Origin of the sequence: Legionella rubrilucens (assembly GCF_001468125.1) — a bacterium.
GTDB lineage: Bacteria > Pseudomonadota > Gammaproteobacteria > Legionellales > Legionellaceae > Legionella_C > Legionella_C rubrilucens.
In genome coordinates this window covers 99,718-116,976 of sequence record NZ_LNYT01000003.1, presented here as the reverse complement: position 1 = coordinate 116,976, position 17,259 = coordinate 99,718, and the positions used below count along the sequence as shown (strand labels likewise).

The following is a 17,259-nucleotide window of genomic DNA, read 5'->3' as shown; positions in this document are numbered from 1 at the left end:
GCGGGCAAGACATTACAAGAGAAACCTTAATTGACGCTGTCTTGCCCGCGTAGACGCAATCAGTAAGATTCGGATGCCAATTCATCAAGACGTGAAAGAGCAAAACCATAGGATTTAGCGCGCCCCTTACGCTGTCTTGCCCGCGCAGGCGGGCAACCATTGAGATATCCCCATGCCAATCAATCCTAAAAATGCCCAAAGAGGACCAGGAATTTACACAAGGCCTGTCATTTTAACTCCTTGTTCTTAAATAAATAATAAACCTGGCTTGGCTTTTGCATAACTAAACCAGCCAGTCGAGTCAGGAGTACCGAGAGTGAAACGGATTTTAACCGTGTTAGTGTTTTCCCTCAGCGCCCCGTGGGCAGCCGCCCAGGAGAATCAATCCCATGAGGTGCTTAAACAGCATATAGAAACCTATCTGCTTAACCAACTGACCGTGCAATACGAAGGCAATGTCAAGGTCAGTACCGAATCAATCGACCCCAGATTGCAATTAAAACGTTGCGCCGATGACAAACTTGATGTGTTTAATCCCTATAAAACTGCTTTAACAGGCTCCACCACCATGGGCATCCGCTGTCAAGAAATTGACAATCATTGGACGCTTTTTATTCCTGCCCGCATCACCATTGAGAAACCAGTCCTTGTCGCCAGGCGCAATCTGATTCGCGGGACCGTCATTGGCGAGGGGGATGTTCAATTGGTCCCAATGGATATTTCTCAATTAAAACAAGGGTATTTCTCTGATTTAACTCAGGTGGCAGGTCAAGTCGCCACCTATACCATTTATCAGGGCAGCCCAATACAACCCCGGTCGCTGGGAAACCAGATTCTGATTCATAAAGGCCAACAGGTCAGTATACAGGCGATCAGTGAATCCTTTAAAATCACCATGATGGGCGTTGCCTTAAATGACGGTGCTTTGAATGATGTCATCCGGGTTAAAAACATAACCTCCAAAAAGACAGTCGAGGGGCGGGTCAGTGGCAAAAGTGAGGTCAGAGTCAGCCAGTAATGGGCTTGCGGGGGGTGTTTTGTCAGGGTAAGATGTAAAAAAGGTTAAAAATTAACCGAAAATAACTAAAGATTTCGCATGAGGAGCCGATAAGAATGGAGAGCGTAATCGAGAGAAATGCTATGGTCAACTCAATCAACGAGACAGGTAACTTCAAGCGAGTGGATACTGAATCCCGCGTACAGCGCCTGCAAAACCAGAAAGAGGATGAATCTGTCTCCACAGAAGCAAGTTCTGTCAACTTAAGTGATGCCTCTCAGCAACTGGCAACCCTGAAAGACATTATCCTCAAAGAACCGGATGTGGATAACGCCCGTGTCGAATACCTTAAGGAATTACTCAATTCTGGACGCTATGAGATATCCAGCAGTAAGATAGCGAAAAAAATGTTTGATGATATTCAATTGGCTTGAGGATTATTATGACAAAGGTGCAAACGGATTTAGCTGCTTTACTGGAGCAGGAAATAACCCATCTCGATGCTTTAATTTCGCTGTTACTCCGTGAAAAAGACATCCTGGTCAATCGAAAATTTGACGAGCTTGAAGAAATATCTACCCAAAAACAAGCGCTTTGCGCCCAATTGGAAGAGAGCGCAAGGCAACGTATCCAGGTAATCGGAGCTCAGGCCAATGCGGCCGATTATAAAACGGCACTTGGGATTTACCTTAAACAACTCAGCCAGAGCGACGCCAGTACCATTGAATCACTGAATAAAACACTGGCTGAAAAATTAACCCTCTGCCGTGAATACAACACCATCAATGGTCAGGTCATCACCACCAACATCATTACCCGCCAGGAAATGATTGGCGCACTGACTGGCCAATCCATGACTGCTGCCCCCAATGTGTACACCGCGTCAGGCAACGTAAAACCGGGCTCTGACTCCGGGCATCACCAGAAAGCCTGATTAACTGACATCCAAGCCGGAGCAGAATTTTGCTTCGGCCGCCTCTTTGATCATTTTTAATACAGCTACTATGCTTTAGGCGAAGCAAATGGATTGGTTTTGCTCGTTCACTCGATCAAGGAGGATACTATGAAACGCTTACCCCTCATTGCAGGCGTGTTGCTCAGTCTCTGCCTGCCTTTACATGGCTTAGCCAAACAAAACGATGGCGGCGGTGGTGGTGAGGATTTAAAAGGAGTCTGTGAATTATCCGGCGGGCAGTGGCATGGGTCGGAAAGCAGCAACTGGGCCTGTTGCTGGCCTGACTGGGGTTGTTACGGCTGCGTGGACGGTCACTGCAAGATGAAATGTGATACCCAGCGCTGCAAAGACGCCAACGCCACTCTAAATCCTGGCGCCGGTCAAATCAAACTTAAACAAATCGCACCCGGTGGAATGCTTGCACCCATAATCCCCGATAAAAAGGGAGTAAAAACCAACGTGAAGTCCAATACAACACCAGCGAAAGTTCAATGATAACCCGGTCGGGCCTCCTGGCCCGACGCGGCTTACCCACAAAAGACCAATAATTGACCAACATGGGTTTTTTGCTATATGATAATTCGTTTTCGGCACATCATTAGGGGTAGCCATGGCAAAAAACATATTGTTCAGTTTTCTTTCTTATCGAAAAAAAAGAAACAAAAGTAGTCTTGAACAGGCCGAATCCGTTACCCTTAAACAGACACTCGACAAAAAAAACTACTTCTTAATTGCACTGCCCCTCAGAGACTATCGCCTGGACCATAAAGACCTGCGCTATACCCTGCTTAAGCACCATGTCAGTGTTTATGAAACGGAATCACAGGCCAATCCGCATTTAAGCCAACTTCATTACACCGCTGATTTTACTGACTTAGGCGGCAATGAATACCGGCTTCATGTCTATTACAACAAAAAAGATCAGATGGTGTCCGGGCCGCATTTCAGCATGAGAGTAGGCCAAAACAAATATCGGGAACTGGATGTGTCGTCCGTCAGCCAGGAGTTACTCACGCTGGCAGAAACGTCCATGCATGACGTCATTGTTGAAATCAGGGAAAAATATTTACAGACCTATAATCAGTTGGAGCTTGAATATCAACGGCTGGATAACCAATGCAGTCTCCTTTATGAAGAAAGAGAGAGTAAACGCGCAGAGTACGTGGCCAAGTTAAAAAATTTCATTAAAATGACTGAAAGTTTATCCTTGCTGACTTCGCATAATCACTATGCCCAAAAGCATCTTTTCCTAACCCGTATGCTAAAGACGGCACAGGCCGTTATGCCTGAGGCGGAAGCGGTGCGCAACGCGCCCATCACAGCGGTATCAAGTCATCCCTCCTCCAATTCCAGCAAAAAAAATAACGCGTCAAAACCGACAGCCCCCCTGGCCTCGGTCAACTCAAAGGCCAAACGCAAACAGGCAGCTTTGCAAAAAATTACCCGGGAATTGGGAGACATTGAGAGGCATGTTGATAGACTCGCAAAACAGTTTGCAAGCCTCACACCTGAATCATCTTCCCAAGATGAGCTGGCATACACCCGAAGTCTCGCTGATTTGTGGGCTCGCTGTAATCAATATTCGCTCGAAGCAGATTTGCTTCTGTCCTCACAGACTTCCATCGGCAATTCACAATGCCTGAGTAAACTGCAACAATTGACCTCAGGCCTCGAAAAAGCCTGCAAAGCGCATTTTTTACACTTATTAAAAGAAAAACAGTTCGCCGCCGCGAAACTCCTGCAGAATTTTCATTACCTGCTGGATATGAACAGGCTTTGCTCCGCATTAGAGGAAAAAAACGCAGAACTACTGGATTTTATCCTTACCCACGGTGATGACCTGGTACTGGACAATCAGGTTCTTATTATCAACAAAAAGAAATACCCCAATGCCGTTTCTTTTTGTTATGAAACCCACTCTACCGACTGCCTTGCTGTCTTGATCAAGCATGACGCATCCCTTTTAATCCCCGATGACCATGGCCTGCCGCTGGCTTATTCCCTGTTAACGGAACCCGGACACCCATTGAAGGGCGTATTGGCTGCTTGCCCTGAGAAAACGACATCCTCCAGTGCCTTTTATTTTGCTTTGAAAAATGCCCTGCGTCGTTATCTCGATACGCATACGCTTTCTTCTGAGGTAAAAAAACAAATCAGCGCCGCCATTGCCTATTATCAAATACAGGCTCACGATCTGCTTTTCAATCGCGACCTGGGCATCTTAGCACAACAGGGTAACTACTCCATCAGTGCGATTACCCTTTTAATGACTAAACCCTTACCGCTTGACTTACTGGAGGACGAAACGATTCAACTCGCCTACAGTCAATGCATCGAGCGTGCGGTGCGGCATTTCAAATCCCTGCGGCCCAAAGCCAGAATGGAACTGGTTAAATGTTTTCATGACAGTTTAAATGATTTGTCGCAATTATTTCGTTCCAACGGCATTCCAGACACTGATCGCCCTGCCAAGATGAAGTTTTTGCAACAGTACCTTTATGATGTGGAAATCCTCTGGCAGGATATGAGCAACTGTGCCCGCGGAATTAGAAAAGCCAACTCCGCTCATGCCCAGCAGCAGGTTCACGCCAGCCTTGAAGAGGCGATTAACAACCTGTCCAGCCGGTATAATCTGCCCATGCAATCGTCCTTGACGGACGACACCAGCCTTGAGGAGTCCGAGGAAAGCTCATCCCTCGATGGTTGGCTAGATGATTTTGCTTCGCTTGTCTCCCCACCAGTACAAACGAAGTCAGGCTGGATGAATTTCTTTACGCCACATCCAACCGACGAAAAATTGCCCTCCAATCAATCTGCACCCACGGCAGAGAAAAAACCGGAACAGGACAATGTAACCAGCAAATCATTAAGCCATTCTTAAAAAACATCGCCTGCCGGACTCCGGCAGGCCTTATTCCTTAGCGTGCCTGCATACGCAAGGCGCCATCCAGGCGGATAACTTCGCCATTCATCAACTCATTTTCAATGATGTGCATCGCTAAACCTGCGAATTCATCCGGTCTTCCAAGACGCTTGGGAAAGGTTACTGTTGCAGCAAGACTGTCCTGCACCTCCTGGGGCATGGTCAGCAATAAGGGGGTTGCGATTAAACCCGGCGCAATGGTATTCACGCGGATGGCATGCTGTGCCAATTCCCGTGCAGCCGGCAACGTCATGGACACCACCCCGCCCTTCGACGCGCTGTAAGCCAATTGGCCAATCTGCCCCTCATAGGCGGCGATGGATGCCGTATTGATGATCACTCCCCGTTCATGACTGCTCGGCTCCAGATCCAGTGTCGTCATGGCATGGGCTGTAACCCGCATCACATTAAATGTCCCGATCAGATTAATATCAATGACCTGTTTAAATGCAGCGAGAGGCATGGGGCCTTCTTTTCCTACCATGCGTTTGGCCGGGGCAATGCCGGCACAGTTAATCACAATCCGCGGCACGCCAACCCGGTGAATGGTTTCCAGCAGGGCCTGCTCCACCTCTGTTTCCGAACTGACATCGCAGGGTATTGCGCTCCATTCGTCAGAATTTAAATGATCAACCACCTTATCCCAGATCACAACGTTTACCCCGCGTTGCGATAATGCCTCAGCACAGGCTTTACCCATACCTGAGGCGCCGCCGGTAATGACGGCTATTTGATTATCCAGATTCATCGATTGTTTTCCTAACTATTGTTTTAAATACGCATTACTCAATGCTTTAAATTCAGGAGTGCCTGCCTGCCCTACCCATTCGAAAAAGACCATTTCAGAGGTAACCAGTTCAATGCCTGCCTGCTTCATGCGCTTTAAACCGTATTTTAAATCCTGTTCATGACGGCTGCTTACGGCATCCACGACGACATACACCTGGAAACCCGCTTCCAGCAAATCAACGGCCGTTTGTAAAACGCAGACGTGGGCTTCAATGCCGATCAAAACCACCTGATTTCTAGCCAGGGCGGTCAGGCTGTCCTTACAAAGGGGCTCGCGCCAACTGGAAAAGTGAACCTTGGGTAGGGGTTTATCTCCTGACTGCAAGGGCTTAACCGTACTGCCAAGACCGCTTGGGTATTGCTCGCTGATTAAGACAGGCACGGCCAGCTCTTTTGCCAGTCTCATCAACCATTGACATCGCGCTATCGTTTTTTCCGACTGCAGGACAAATGGCGCCAGTTTTTCCTGAACATCGATAAGCAACAGACAGGAATCATCCTTTTTAAGCAGCATGCGTGCTCTCCTTGTATTTTTTCAATGGCAATCATGGCAAAAATTGCTTTGTGAGACAAATTTTTTCTTGACAGAATTCAAAAGGCATAATTACAATGCGCTAATGTTCTACTACATTAATACATTATTATGAAGCATCAGCACAGCGACAAAACCCAGGCAATCCATCATCTCATGCAAGCCATCAGTGTGTTGCAGAATGAAGACGAAGCGGCGGCATTTTTTAATGATTTGTGCACGCCCGCTGAGTTGGAAGCCATGGCCGATCGCTGGCAGGTCGTCCCCTTGCTGCGTGAAGAGTTGCCTTACCGCACTATTCATGATCAGACAGGGGTCAGCGTGACAACCATTACCCGGGTTGCACGCTGTCTGACCCGTGGAACAGGGGGGTATTCACTTATCGCAGAACGGTTGGAGCAGTCTTGAAAACACGTATTCGTATCGCCTTGCAGAAAAAAGGTCGTTTAGCCCAGGAGTCACTGACTCTTTTACAACGTTGCGGTTTAAAATTCCGCCTCAAAGACAATGCCCTGCTCACCCACGTCGATAATTTTCCTATCGATCTGCTTTTTGTCCGTGATGATGACATTCCAACGCTGGTATTCGATGAAATCGCTGACGGCGGCCTGGTGGGCGAGAATGTGTTGAATGAAGCGTCCCTTGCCTGCAAGGACAAGCAATACAAGCTGGTGTTACCGCTGGGAAGCTGCCACTGCCGGCTTTCAATAGCAGTCCCGGAAAACGCGGCTTACGACTCGCCCGGGAGTCTGGACGGAAAACGCATTGCCACCAGCTATCCCCTGCTGCTGCAAAACTACCTTAACCAGTTCCGGATTGCTGCCGATATCCTGCAATTATCGGGATCGGTCGAAGTCGCGCCCAGACTTGGCATGGCCGATGCCATTTGCGATTTGGTTTCAAGCGGGCAAACCCTTGAGGAAAACAAACTGCGCGAAGTGGCTGTCGTCATGCACAGTCAGGCTGTGTTTATTCAGAGCCCCCGGCTTGTCCCTGACTCGCTGCAGGCCGTTTTTGATCTGTTAAAACGCCGCATTCAGGCTGTTCAACAGGCTCAGGAACGCAAATACATTCTCTTTCATGCTCCTAAAGCGGCGCTCGACATTATCTGCCGGCAATTACCCGGAGCAGAATCACCTACCATCCTTCCTTTGCCGGCCGCGCCGGATAAAGTGGCGGTCCATGTCGTTTCCAGCGAGGGGGTTTTCTGGAATACGCTGGAAAACATCCAATCCTTAGGCGCCAGTTCCATTCTGGTTCTTCCTATCGAAAAAATGCTGGAGTAATTACGATGTTGTCGATTTACACAACCCAATCGCTGTCCATGAAGGACATTGAAAAATTATTCACCCGGCCTTTAAGTGACGAGGGGGTTGAATCTGCCGTACGCCCTGTCCTCAATGCGGTAAGAAAAGACGGCGATGAAGCTGTAATGGCTTTCACCCGTGAATTTGACGGCATAGAGGTCAATGAATTAACGGTGTTGCCCGAGGAGATGGCCAATGCCCGCATCGACGGGTCCGCTTTAGCAGCAATCCAGACGGCCATGGATACAATACGCGGCTACCATGAAGCAGTCAAACCGGAAACCAAACGGGTATCCACCGCCCCGGGCATCTGGATTGAACGCCAATACCGTCCGATTCAGCGGGTGGGGCTTTATATCCCTGGCGGCAACAACACGCCTTTGATTTCCTCACTGCTCATGCAGGCCATACCTGCAGCCATTGCCGGGTGTCCGCTTAAAATCGTATGCACTCCGCCCGACCGATTTGGCCGCATTAATCCACACGTGCTGGTGGCCGCGCGTCTGTGCGGCATTGATGCGGTTTACAAGGCAGGCGGCGCCCAGGCCATCGCAGCCATGGCCTATGGCACCCAATCCATTCCCAAAGTCGACAAATTGTTTGGACCCGGTAACCGTTACGTCACAGAAGCCAAACGCCTGGTCAGCATGGAACCCATGGGACCTGCGATTGACATGCCGGCCGGCCCTTCCGAAGTTCTAATCGTGGCCGATGACGAAGCCAACCCTGATTTTGTCGCCGCTGATTTACTGGCGCAGGCGGAACACGGCGTCGATTCGCAATCAATCCTTCTTTGCGCTTCAGCCGCCTTCGCCGAAGCCGTGAATCAATCACTCATCCGGCAAATGCAATCATTGAAACGCCAGGCCATTATTCGGCAGTCGCTTAAGCACAGTTTTGCTCTTGTTACCGCCTCACGGGAACAAACCATCCGCTGGGTTAATGCGTATGCCCCCGAGCACCTGATCATCAATTGCCGGGATGCAGCGGACTGGGTATCGCTGATACAGGCGGCAGGTACTGTCTTTCTTGGCCCCTGGGCCGCTGAAACACTGGGTGATTACGTGACAGGAAGTAACCACGTATTACCCACCAACGGTTATGCGCGTCATCACAACGGGTTAAGCACAGAGGATTTTTTAACGAGAATGACCGTGCAAACCATTGACCCGCAGGGTATTGTATCCGTGGGCGAGGCCGCCTGTGTGCTGGCTTCACTGGAAGGCCTTGATGCGCATGCCAACGCGGTGAAAATGCGCCTGACAACGATGGAGGTTTAACATGTCAATACTGGATTTGATTCGCCCGGATTTAAAAAACATTAAACAGTATGTCCCGGATGGGGACAGGCAATCATGCCGCCTGCATGCCAATGAACTACCCTGGAGCCCAATCCAGTTAAACGAGGTCTCGCTGAATCACTACCCCAGTGCGATACAGGTAAAACGACTCGAGCAGCGTCTGGCACAATTGTACCAGGTCGATGACGACCAACTCGTCATCACCCGCGGCAGCGATGATGGGCTTGATTTATTAATGCGCCTTTTTCTCAGCCGGAGCAGCGACAGCATCCTGCAATGCCCGCCTACGTTCCCTATGTATGCTTTTTATGCGCAATTGCAGCAGGCGGGAATTCGCAATTGCCCTCTGAACGCTGAGGATGCGTTTAATTTTTCGCTGGAGAATCTTCTTCAGCAATGGCAACCGGATTGCAAACTCATCATGGTTTGCCGCCCCAATAACCCGACGGGTGGCCTGATTGACCTGCAAACGGTGAGCGACATGTGTGAACAATGGGCCGGAAAATCAATGGTTATCGCCGATGAGGCTTACATTGAATTTGCCCAAACAGAAAGTACTGCCTGCTTAATTCCACTTTACGACAACCTCATCGTGCTCAGAACCTTATCCAAAGCCTATGGCATGGCCGGTTTGCGGGTAGGCAGCATCCTTGCCCAGGCTCCCCTGATTGAAGCCATCAGACGCATCATGTCACCCTTCCCCTTTTCCAGTGTCGTATTGGACCTGGCTGAACAGGCGCTAAGCCGTGATGACTGGTTTGGTGAAACCGTGGAAAAAATCCTGGTTCAACGGGAAGTGTTACGCATGCGGCTCAGTCAACACCGTCTGATTGACACTGTCTATCCCAGCCGTACCAATTTTCTGCTGGTTAAAAGTCCTTATGCGCAGGACTTACAACACTGGGTTGCAGAACAGGGCATCGCAGTGCGTCATTTCCCCAATTCGCCCCTTTTACAATCGATGTTACGCATCACGGTAGGCGATGAACAACAGAATAACCGGTTGATGGCGGCTCTTGACGCCTTCCCAAAACAATGAGTGATTTATGCAAAAAATACTTTTTATTGACCGAGACGGAACCCTCATTGAAGAGCCGTCTGATTTTCAGGTGGACAGGCTGCAGAAAATCCGTTTGACTGAGGGCGTTATCCCAGCCCTTTTACGTCTTCAGCAGGCCGGATTTCAACTGGTGATGGTCAGCAATCAGGATGGGCTTGGGACCGCCTCTTTTCCCATCGAGGATTTTCAGTCATGCCATGATTTTATTCTTTCGCTGTTTCAATCGCAGGGCATAGTCTTTAGCGACATCCTCATTTGCCCGCACCGCGACGAAGACGCCTGTGCTTGTCGAAAACCAGCGACCGGCCTGCTTGACCGTTACCTCCAAAGCGGCAGGCTCAACAAAAGCAATGCCTGGGTCATTGGCGACAGGGAAACGGATCGGCAATTGGCCGACAATCTGGGCGTTTCCTTTTTGCCGATTAATCAGAACCAGGGCTGGAATCAGGTTGTGACCCGACTATTAACCCGACAAGTATCGCTGACCCGCCGTACCCGCGAAACGGCTGTTGCGTTGCAAATAACCTTAGACAGTGACGAGGACAGCCGGATTGACACGCCGATTGCCTTTTTCAGCCACATGCTGGAACAGGTGGCACGCCACGGCGGTTTTAGCCTTAAACTGGAGGCAAACGGCGATACCCACGTCGATGAACATCATCTGGTGGAAGATACGGCCTTAATTCTCGGCGAGGCGTTGAAACAGGCTTTGGGCAACAAGTGCGGCATTGCCCGTTATGGCTTTACCCTGCCTATGGATGAATCCCTGGCCTCGTTGGCAATTGACCTGGGCGGCCGTGCTTATTGTACCTTTGATGCGCCGTTTACCCGCGAAGCTGTCGGAGGGTTGGCTACCGAAATGGTCCCGCACTTTTTTCAGTCGCTGGCGAGCGCGCTGGGGGCAAGCCTTCACATTCAGGTCAAAGGGCAAAACCACCACCACATGATTGAAGCCTGCTTTAAAGCCTTAGGCCGTGCCCTGCGTCAGGCCATGGCTGTTGAGGGTTTAAGCTTACCAACCACCAAAGGTGTTTTATGATTGCTGTCATCGATGCCACAGGCAATAACCTGACCTCATTAGGCAATGCGCTGAGTCGTTTGGGCCATGCCTATTGCCTGACTCACGACCAGGCCGTGATTGCCGAGGCAAGTCACGTGATTTTACCCGGCGTGGGCGCGGCGAAAGCCGGAATGCAGGCGCTGGCAGACAAGGGTTTAATTGAACCCCTGCGACAGCTTAAGCAACCGCTGTTAGGCATTTGCCTGGGCATGCAGTTATTGTTTGAACACAGTGAGGAAGGCGACATTGAAGGGCTCGGATTATTGCCCGGCCGAATCAGACGTTTGCCTGCCAGAGACAACTGCCCGGTACCGCACATGGGCTGGAATAAACTGCACTGGTGCAGGAACACGCCTTTAGCCTCAGGGCTGACGCCACAAGACTATGTCTATTTTGTCCATAGCTATGCCCTGTTTGACAGTGAGTGTGCCGCGGCCTATTGTCACTACAGCGAACGCTTTACTGCGGTAGTTCAAAAGGGAACTGTTTCTGGCATGCAGTTTCATCCGGAAAAATCAGCCCAAGCGGGCTTGACCTTACTTACTAATTTCTTAAAGTTGGAGTCATGATGTTACTCATTCCTGCCATTGATATTCAGCAAGGCCACTGTGTGCGCCTGCAACAAGGTGATTTCAGTAAGACCACGGTTTATCCCCAATTACCTCGAGCTTTAGCGCAGCACTACTGCCAGCAAGGGGCGAGACGCCTGCACATCGTGGATCTGGATGGCGCCCAATCCGGGGCCATTCAGCAGTTGTCGGTTATCAAAGCGTTGCAAACCGTGGGCGCCCGCCTGCAGGTCGGCGGCGGTATACGCCGTTTGGCAGCCGCCCAGGCCTGCCTTGAGTTAGGCGTGAGCGAACTGGTGATTGGCAGCATTGCCGTCAGTGATCCGGCCAAAGCGTCGCAAATCATTCACTACTGCGGAGCCGAAAACATTGTCCTGGCTGTCGATGTCCGCCTGGTGGAAGGCATTCCAAGACCCGCTATTCATGGCTGGCAGACTGACACCGGCTTGTCATTGTGGGATGTGATTGAGCGGTACCGGCAACAGGGTGTCAAACAGGTTTTATGCACCGACATTGCCCAGGACGGCATGATGTCAGGCCCGAACTTTGCGCTCTATGAAGAAGCCGTCCAACGATTTCCTGACATTGCCTGGCAAGCGTCTGGCGGGATTCGGCACCAACAGGATTTAGACAGACTGAAAACTCTCGGCCTGTCTGCCGCCATCCTGGGCCGCCTGCTCTATGAAACGGATTTTGATTTGCGCACTGCCCTGATGGAGGCCGTCGTATGTTAGCTAAACGCATTATTCCCTGTCTTGATGTACGCAACAATCAGGTGGTGAAAGGCGTGCAGTTTCGTAATCACCGTGTGGTTGGCGATATTCTTGAACTGGCTGCCTGTTACAGTGATCAGGGGGCTGATGAACTGGTTTTTTACGACATCACCGCGAGCAGCGACCAGCGCCCGGTTTCTGAAAACTGGGTCAATCAGGTTGCCGCCACCCTGACCATCCCCTTCACTGTGGCGGGTGGAATCCGTACCCTGGATCAGGCACGCCGCATTCTTAATGCCGGCGCGGATAAAATTTCCATCAATAGCCCAGCGCTTGAAACACCGGATTTAATTGATAAACTGGCCCACACCTTCGGCAGTCAATGCGTGGTGGTGGGCATCGACAGCCAATGGGTTGACGGCGATTATTACGTTTACCAATACACAGGGGACGAGAGTAAAAGCCAAAACGCCTGCCGCAAGACCTTTGATTGGTTAAAGGAAGTGCAGGAGCGGGGGGCAGGCGAAGTGGTGTTGAACTGCATGCGTGCCGATGGCATGCGCACCGGGTATGATCGGGTGCAATTGATCGCCGCACGCGACCTGCTTTCCATTCCGCTCATCGCCTCCGGAGGTGCTGGCGATGCACATCATTTCGTCGAGGTCTTTCAACAATGCCGGGTAGACGGCGCCCTAGCCGCCAGCATTTTTCATGAGCAGCGGGTAAGCATTGCAGACGTCAAAAACAAACTCGCTCAACACAACATTGAGGTGCGGCCATGTTAAACAATTTATCGACACCGCTTGATTGGCAAAAGATGGCAGGACTCCTGCCGGTGATTGTGCAGCATCACGAGGATGGACAGGTCTTGATGCTCGGTTACATGAATGAAGAAGCCCTGCAGGTAACGCTTGCGACACAGCGGCTCACCCTGTACAGCCGCAGTAAACAACGCCTGTGGCAGAAAGGCGAAACCTCCGGCAATACCATGACGGTCATGGCAATCAGTACCGACTGTGACCAGGATGCGCTTCTTGTTCAGGTTCGGCCTGAAGGACCAGCCTGTCACTTGGGCTTTACCAGCTGTTTTCAACTGTCAAAAGACACGCCGCTTGCTTTTTTAGCAGCCTTGATTGCGATTATCCAGCAACGCGCGGCCACCACGGATTCATCGAGTTATACCCGGCAATTGCTGCTGAGCGGCACCTCGCGCTGTGCGCAGAAAGTCGGCGAAGAGGCCGTTGAAACAGTCATTGCGGCAGTCAAAGGCGATCGCGTTGAACTGGTTAATGAAAGTGCGGATTTGCTCTATCATCTGCTCGTACTGCTTAACGCCTGTGACGTCAGTTTTTATGAACTGCTCAACTGCCTTAAAGAACGAAACGGAAAACGACACAACCAATAAGGATTTTTTCATGCTGATTTATGAAGTCAATTTAACGGTCGATGCGGCCATTGTTGAAGCGTTTATGGGGTGGTTAAAACCCCATGTTGAGGAACTGCTTGGCTTTGAGGGGTTTCTTAAAGCCAAGGTCTCCCTGGACATCGAGTCACAGAAGGCTGAACACCGCACACTGGTCGTGCATTATTACTTAGCCAGCGAAGACCATTACCACAATTACATCCGGGATCATGCGCCTAGAATGCGGCAGGATGGCATTGACCGTTTTGGCAATCAATTCACCGCTACCCGCCGTGTACTGACTGTGCTGAACAACTACCCTGTCGAATCGGATTAAACCACAGCCAGCAACACCGCAGTCAGGTAATTGCCTTCGGGGAAGGATGGCAGCGTGGGATGGCAACTTGCCGGTCCAAAAATGCCCAATAGCCGAACCTGTTTACCGACCATGGCCGCCTGACTGGCGGCAAGGGCTGCAAACTCCTGGGCTGACAAAGCCGATGAACAATTGCAGGTCATCAACAGCGACCCTGGCGTCATGGCCTTGAATACTTCGCGGTGCAGGAAGCGGTAATAGTTTTTAGCGCGATTCAAATCACGTCTGGAAGGCACAAGCTTTGGCGGATCAAGGATAATCAAATCATACTTGCCTGCCTGAGCCAGGTAGTCGCGCGCATCCGCCGCAATCCATTCCACCTGGTTCACCGCGTTTAATCGGGCATTGCGGATCGCTTGCTCAATGGCGGGTTTGGAGCTGTCAACAGCCGTGACTTTCAAGGCCCCTGCTTTAGCCGCATGCAAGGCAAAACCGCCCGTGTAGGAATACAGGTCGAGTACCTTTTTGCCTTTGGCCAGTGCGGCAATGCGCTGATGGTTTTCCCGCTGATCAATAAACAAGCCGGTTTTTTGTGCGGTTGAAAAATCAATCTCGAAACGCACTCCGCCCTCGACAATTTCCGTTACCCGCGGATTCACGGCTTCAGCTTCCGCCTCCCAGCCGTCCTGACTCAAGGGTTTACTCTGCGAAAGCCAGATCACCTCATCGCAGGGCATGATTTCCTGAAGGCAGGCAATGATGTCGCGCCGCTGCGCTTCCACCCAATACGCTGAGCTGGAAATGGCACAACAGGTATTGAAGCAATCAATGGTTAAACCCGACAAGCCATCGGCTTCACTGTTAAACAGGCGGTAGGCATTGGTGGCCTCATTGGGTAAGTTTAAGGCTTGCCGCAGGGTAATGGCTTGCCGGAGCCGGTGTTTAACAATGCTTGTAAACGACGAGCAATCGATTTTTTCAAACGCCAGAGCCAGTACCCGGACACGGTAGAGGGAGTGTTCATTATAAACACCCGTCCCTACACGCTCCCCTTCGGCGCTAAGGATAGACACCAGTTCACCGGTTTGCAGGTGGCCGACTGTTTTGGCAATGGCCTTGGGAAATATCCAGGGGTGTCCACGCAAGATACTGGACTGTTTGCTCTGTTCAAGTACAACTGAAGCATTCATTTAACTATTTCCCAAAAATGAAAAGTGGGCTAATCTACACCAGAGTATTTAACCGCCGCAAGGCCATTATTATAACAAGAGGTGTATTATGAAAGCTAACTTTACTAAACCAGTCTCCATTTTAGCCAGCCTGCTGTTTTGTAAAGTAGCGATGGCGGGCCCCTGGTACACCGGTCCTTTGCTAGCTCCCTCTGGCCATACTATCCCTAAAGGCCATACCAATCTCGAAACCTATCTGTTTTACAATGACAATGACGGGGTTTACGACAAGCATTGGAAATTGACGCATACGCCAGCCAATATCAGTACCATTATTAACCCTATTTTTTCGCATGGTTTAACCGACCGGCTGGATATTCAGTTTATTCTGCCTTATACCTTCAACCGCTTCCGCGGGAGTTCCTCGCACAAAGTCAGCGACACGGCCGTGACATTAGGCTATCAGGTGCTTGAACAAAAGGACTCCAAATGGCGTCCTGATCTGCGTTTCACTGTTCAGGAAACCCTGCCCACCGGTCAATATGAACATTTAAGTCCGTTTGCCAATGGCACCGACGCGTCCGGGATTGGCAGCTATCAGACCGCTTTAGCGCTTAATTTTCAGCACTTAAAGCCGTTTAATGACACCATTTACCTGCGGACGCGTTTAAGTCTGGCTTACATGCACGCCAATGATGTCAGGCTGCGTGGTTTCAACACGTTCGGCGGTGCTCTGGACACCGATGCCACCCTGGATCCAGGTGATCTGGTCAGTCTGGATTTAGCGGGTGAACTCAGTTTGACCCAGCATTGGGTCGCCGTATTGGAGGGGTATGTCGCTAACCGTCAGGCAACAACCTTCAGAGGCAACCCCGGCACCACCGCCACGGGACTCCCTGCGCCTTTAGGCCATGGTACTGTCGATCAGATTACCTACGCACCGGCCATTGAATACAACTTCAATGAGAACATCGGTTTAATCGGCGGCGTATGGAAAAGCGCCGCCGGTAAGGACACGGGTGAGTTCACATCCTATGTGCTGGCTTTGAATGCCTACTGGTAAGTGACCGCCAGGATCCCCTAATGAAAATCTTGCCAGCCTTCGGGTTGGCAAGACTTGCCTTTAGTTTGCCTGTGCAGGCGATATCCATTTCGTCATCTGGATTTCGAACCCTATCGAAGCGTCCCTTAAACATGGTAGCATCGCCTTTTTGCTGATAAGGAACAATCATGTGGTTTAGTAATGCCCTCATCTATAACTACGAATTAAAAGAACCAGTCGACTTCAATGCCGCACTGAGTGAAGAACGTTTAAAACCCTGCCCGCCCCATGCCCGATTTATTTATGGCTGGCTGCCGGCTTATCAGGATGAACTGGTTCAGGAAGTGGCCGGTGTCAGTCACCTTTGCCTGGGTAAAGAAGAACGCATCCTGCCCCGAGGCGTCATCAACCGCCTCCTGGCTGAAAAAATCCAAGCTCTGGAAACGCAACAGGGCCGTTCGATTAAACGCGCTGAAAAAGCCCAATTGGCGGAAGATCTTGAGTTTGAACTGCTGCCCAAATCATTTTGCGTCCAAAAACGCTTGCCAGCCCTGCTTGACACAAGCTGCCAACGTCTTATTATCAACACAGCCAGCGAAAATCAAGCCTCCCAACTCCTGGCCCTGCTGCGCAAATCAGTACCCGGGATTCAACTGGAACCCTTGTTTCATCCTGAAAATTTAGCAGCACGTTTTGCTGAATGGATTGCTGAGCCGGGCTCGTTGCCCAGCCCCTTCCAGTTAGCTTCCGACTGCCTGCTTTTTTCTCCGGGTGATGAAAAAAAACGGGTCAATTGCAAAGGCTATGAATTGCCTGCCGAAGAAATTATTACGTTGTTATCGCAGGGTTTGGTCGCCGCAGAAATTTCATTAATCTGGAATGAGCGTATCCAATTGACTCTGACCCATGAATTGACGTTCAAACGTTTGAAATGCCTGGATTACCTTATTGATGAATTCAATGACATCACTCAACTTGAAGAAGACTACATGCAACGCGACGCTGCCCTCACGTTACTTTGCGGCGAATTGCGTGCCTTAACCAATGACCTGATGAATGGTCTTCAGCAAAAAGCCACAAGCGGCATTGCTCCATCCCTCGAAAAAGAAGAGTGTCCCGCATAG

General features: G+C 50.4%; 20 protein-coding genes. 17 read left to right on the top strand and 3 right to left on the bottom strand.

Annotated elements, in window-relative coordinates; translation table 11 throughout:
• Window positions 1-316 precede the first annotated feature (316 nt).
• The 5 genes from flgA to Lrub_RS01125 all read left to right on the top strand — a co-directional run bounded on the left by flgA (window position 317) and on the right by Lrub_RS01125 (window position 4,833).
• Window positions 317-1,018 (top strand): flagellar basal body P-ring formation chaperone FlgA, encoded by a 702-nt coding sequence (gene flgA / locus Lrub_RS01145; RefSeq protein WP_058530368.1) that lies wholly within the window; start codon window positions 317-319, stop codon window positions 1,016-1,018.
• 95 nt (window positions 1,019-1,113) lie between these two features.
• Window positions 1,114-1,431 carry a flagellar biosynthesis anti-sigma factor FlgM gene (gene flgM, locus Lrub_RS01140; RefSeq protein ID WP_058530367.1) on the top strand — a complete coding sequence of 106 codons (318 nt, stop codon included), beginning with the start codon at window positions 1,114-1,116 and terminating at the stop codon, window positions 1,429-1,431.
• Between the two features lie 8 nt (window positions 1,432-1,439).
• Window positions 1,440-1,931 carry a flagella synthesis protein FlgN gene (locus Lrub_RS01135; protein ID WP_058530366.1) on the top strand — a complete coding sequence of 164 codons (492 nt, stop codon included), beginning with the start codon at window positions 1,440-1,442 and terminating at the stop codon, window positions 1,929-1,931.
• A gap of 129 nt (window positions 1,932-2,060) precedes the next feature.
• Window positions 2,061-2,447, top strand: a complete 387-nt coding sequence (locus Lrub_RS01130) for a hypothetical protein (RefSeq protein WP_058530365.1) — start codon at window positions 2,061-2,063, stop codon at window positions 2,445-2,447.
• Window positions 2,448-2,562: 115 nt separating this feature from the next.
• A complete protein-coding gene (locus Lrub_RS01125) occupies window positions 2,563-4,833 on the top strand; it encodes a hypothetical protein (RefSeq protein ID WP_058530364.1) in 2,271 nt (756 codons plus the stop codon).
• A gap of 37 nt (window positions 4,834-4,870) precedes the next feature.
• On the opposite strand, the gene Lrub_RS01120 is transcribed toward Lrub_RS01125, so the two are convergent.
• Both Lrub_RS01120 and Lrub_RS01115 read right to left on the bottom strand, forming a co-directional pair.
• A complete protein-coding gene (locus Lrub_RS01120; protein ID WP_058530363.1) occupies window positions 4,871-5,623 on the bottom strand; it encodes an SDR family NAD(P)-dependent oxidoreductase in 753 nt (250 codons plus the stop codon).
• A 15-nt stretch (window positions 5,624-5,638) separates the two neighbouring features.
• Window positions 5,639-6,178, bottom strand: a complete 540-nt coding sequence (locus Lrub_RS01115) for a hydrolase (RefSeq protein WP_058530362.1) — start codon at window positions 6,176-6,178, stop codon at window positions 5,639-5,641.
• A 129-nt stretch (window positions 6,179-6,307) separates the two neighbouring features.
• On the opposite strand from Lrub_RS01115, the gene Lrub_RS01110 reads away from it, so the two are divergent.
• The 10 genes from Lrub_RS01110 to Lrub_RS01065 are packed head-to-tail and all read left to right on the top strand — an operon-like array spanning window position 6,308 to window position 13,945.
• Window positions 6,308-6,604: a YerC/YecD family TrpR-related protein gene (locus tag Lrub_RS01110; protein WP_058530361.1), complete on the top strand. Its 297-nt coding sequence runs from the start codon at window positions 6,308-6,310 to the stop codon at window positions 6,602-6,604.
• Window positions 6,601-7,482 carry an ATP phosphoribosyltransferase gene (gene hisG, locus Lrub_RS01105; RefSeq protein ID WP_058530360.1) on the top strand — a complete coding sequence of 294 codons (882 nt, stop codon included), beginning with the start codon at window positions 6,601-6,603 and terminating at the stop codon, window positions 7,480-7,482. Before Lrub_RS01110 ends, hisG begins: the two co-directional genes overlap by 4 nt.
• A 5-nt stretch (window positions 7,483-7,487) precedes the next feature.
• On the top strand, window positions 7,488-8,783 hold the full coding sequence (gene hisD, locus Lrub_RS01100) for a histidinol dehydrogenase (RefSeq protein WP_058530359.1): 1,296 nt from the start codon (window positions 7,488-7,490) through the stop codon (window positions 8,781-8,783).
• A 1-nt stretch (window position 8,784) separates the two neighbouring features.
• A complete protein-coding gene (hisC, locus tag Lrub_RS01095; protein ID WP_058530358.1) occupies window positions 8,785-9,843 on the top strand; it encodes a histidinol-phosphate transaminase in 1,059 nt (352 codons plus the stop codon).
• Window positions 9,844-9,850: 7 nt separating this feature from the next.
• Window positions 9,851-10,903 carry a bifunctional histidinol-phosphatase/imidazoleglycerol-phosphate dehydratase HisB gene (gene hisB, locus Lrub_RS01090; protein ID WP_058530357.1) on the top strand — a complete coding sequence of 351 codons (1,053 nt, stop codon included), beginning with the start codon at window positions 9,851-9,853 and terminating at the stop codon, window positions 10,901-10,903.
• Window positions 10,900-11,493, top strand: a complete 594-nt coding sequence (gene hisH, locus Lrub_RS01085) for an imidazole glycerol phosphate synthase subunit HisH (RefSeq protein ID WP_058530356.1) — start codon at window positions 10,900-10,902, stop codon at window positions 11,491-11,493. The genes hisB and hisH overlap by 4 nt, the downstream gene beginning before the upstream one ends.
• On the top strand, window positions 11,490-12,227 hold the full coding sequence (gene hisA, locus Lrub_RS01080) for a 1-(5-phosphoribosyl)-5-[(5-phosphoribosylamino)methylideneamino]imidazole-4-carboxamide isomerase (RefSeq protein WP_337589120.1): 738 nt from the start codon (window positions 11,490-11,492) through the stop codon (window positions 12,225-12,227). Before hisH ends, hisA begins: the two co-directional genes overlap by 4 nt.
• Entirely contained in the window at window positions 12,221-12,991 is a 771-nt protein-coding gene (gene hisF / locus Lrub_RS01075; RefSeq protein ID WP_058530354.1) for an imidazole glycerol phosphate synthase subunit HisF, read from the top strand. Before hisA ends, hisF begins: the two co-directional genes overlap by 7 nt.
• Window positions 12,985-13,611 carry a bifunctional phosphoribosyl-AMP cyclohydrolase/phosphoribosyl-ATP diphosphatase HisIE gene (gene hisIE / locus Lrub_RS01070; RefSeq protein ID WP_058530353.1) on the top strand — a complete coding sequence of 209 codons (627 nt, stop codon included), beginning with the start codon at window positions 12,985-12,987 and terminating at the stop codon, window positions 13,609-13,611. Before hisF ends, hisIE begins: the two co-directional genes overlap by 7 nt.
• Before the next feature lie 10 nt (window positions 13,612-13,621).
• Window positions 13,622-13,945: a DUF4286 family protein gene (locus Lrub_RS01065; protein ID WP_058530352.1), complete on the top strand. Its 324-nt coding sequence runs from the start codon at window positions 13,622-13,624 to the stop codon at window positions 13,943-13,945.
• Here the strand turns inward: Lrub_RS01065 and Lrub_RS01060 are convergent.
• Entirely contained in the window at window positions 13,942-15,114 is a 1,173-nt protein-coding gene (locus Lrub_RS01060) for a class I SAM-dependent rRNA methyltransferase (protein ID WP_058530351.1), read from the bottom strand. The genes Lrub_RS01065 and Lrub_RS01060 overlap by 4 nt on opposite strands.
• 88 nt (window positions 15,115-15,202) lie before the next feature.
• Here Lrub_RS01060 and Lrub_RS01055 point away from each other — a divergent pair, with 88 nt between their 5' ends.
• Together Lrub_RS01055 and Lrub_RS01050 are read left to right on the top strand one after the other, a co-directional pair.
• Window positions 15,203-16,156 (top strand): hypothetical protein, encoded by a 954-nt coding sequence (locus Lrub_RS01055; RefSeq protein WP_058530350.1) that lies wholly within the window; start codon window positions 15,203-15,205, stop codon window positions 16,154-16,156.
• A gap of 167 nt (window positions 16,157-16,323) precedes the next feature.
• Window positions 16,324-17,259 (top strand): recombination-associated protein RdgC, encoded by a 936-nt coding sequence (locus tag Lrub_RS01050; RefSeq protein WP_058530349.1) that lies wholly within the window; start codon window positions 16,324-16,326, stop codon window positions 17,257-17,259.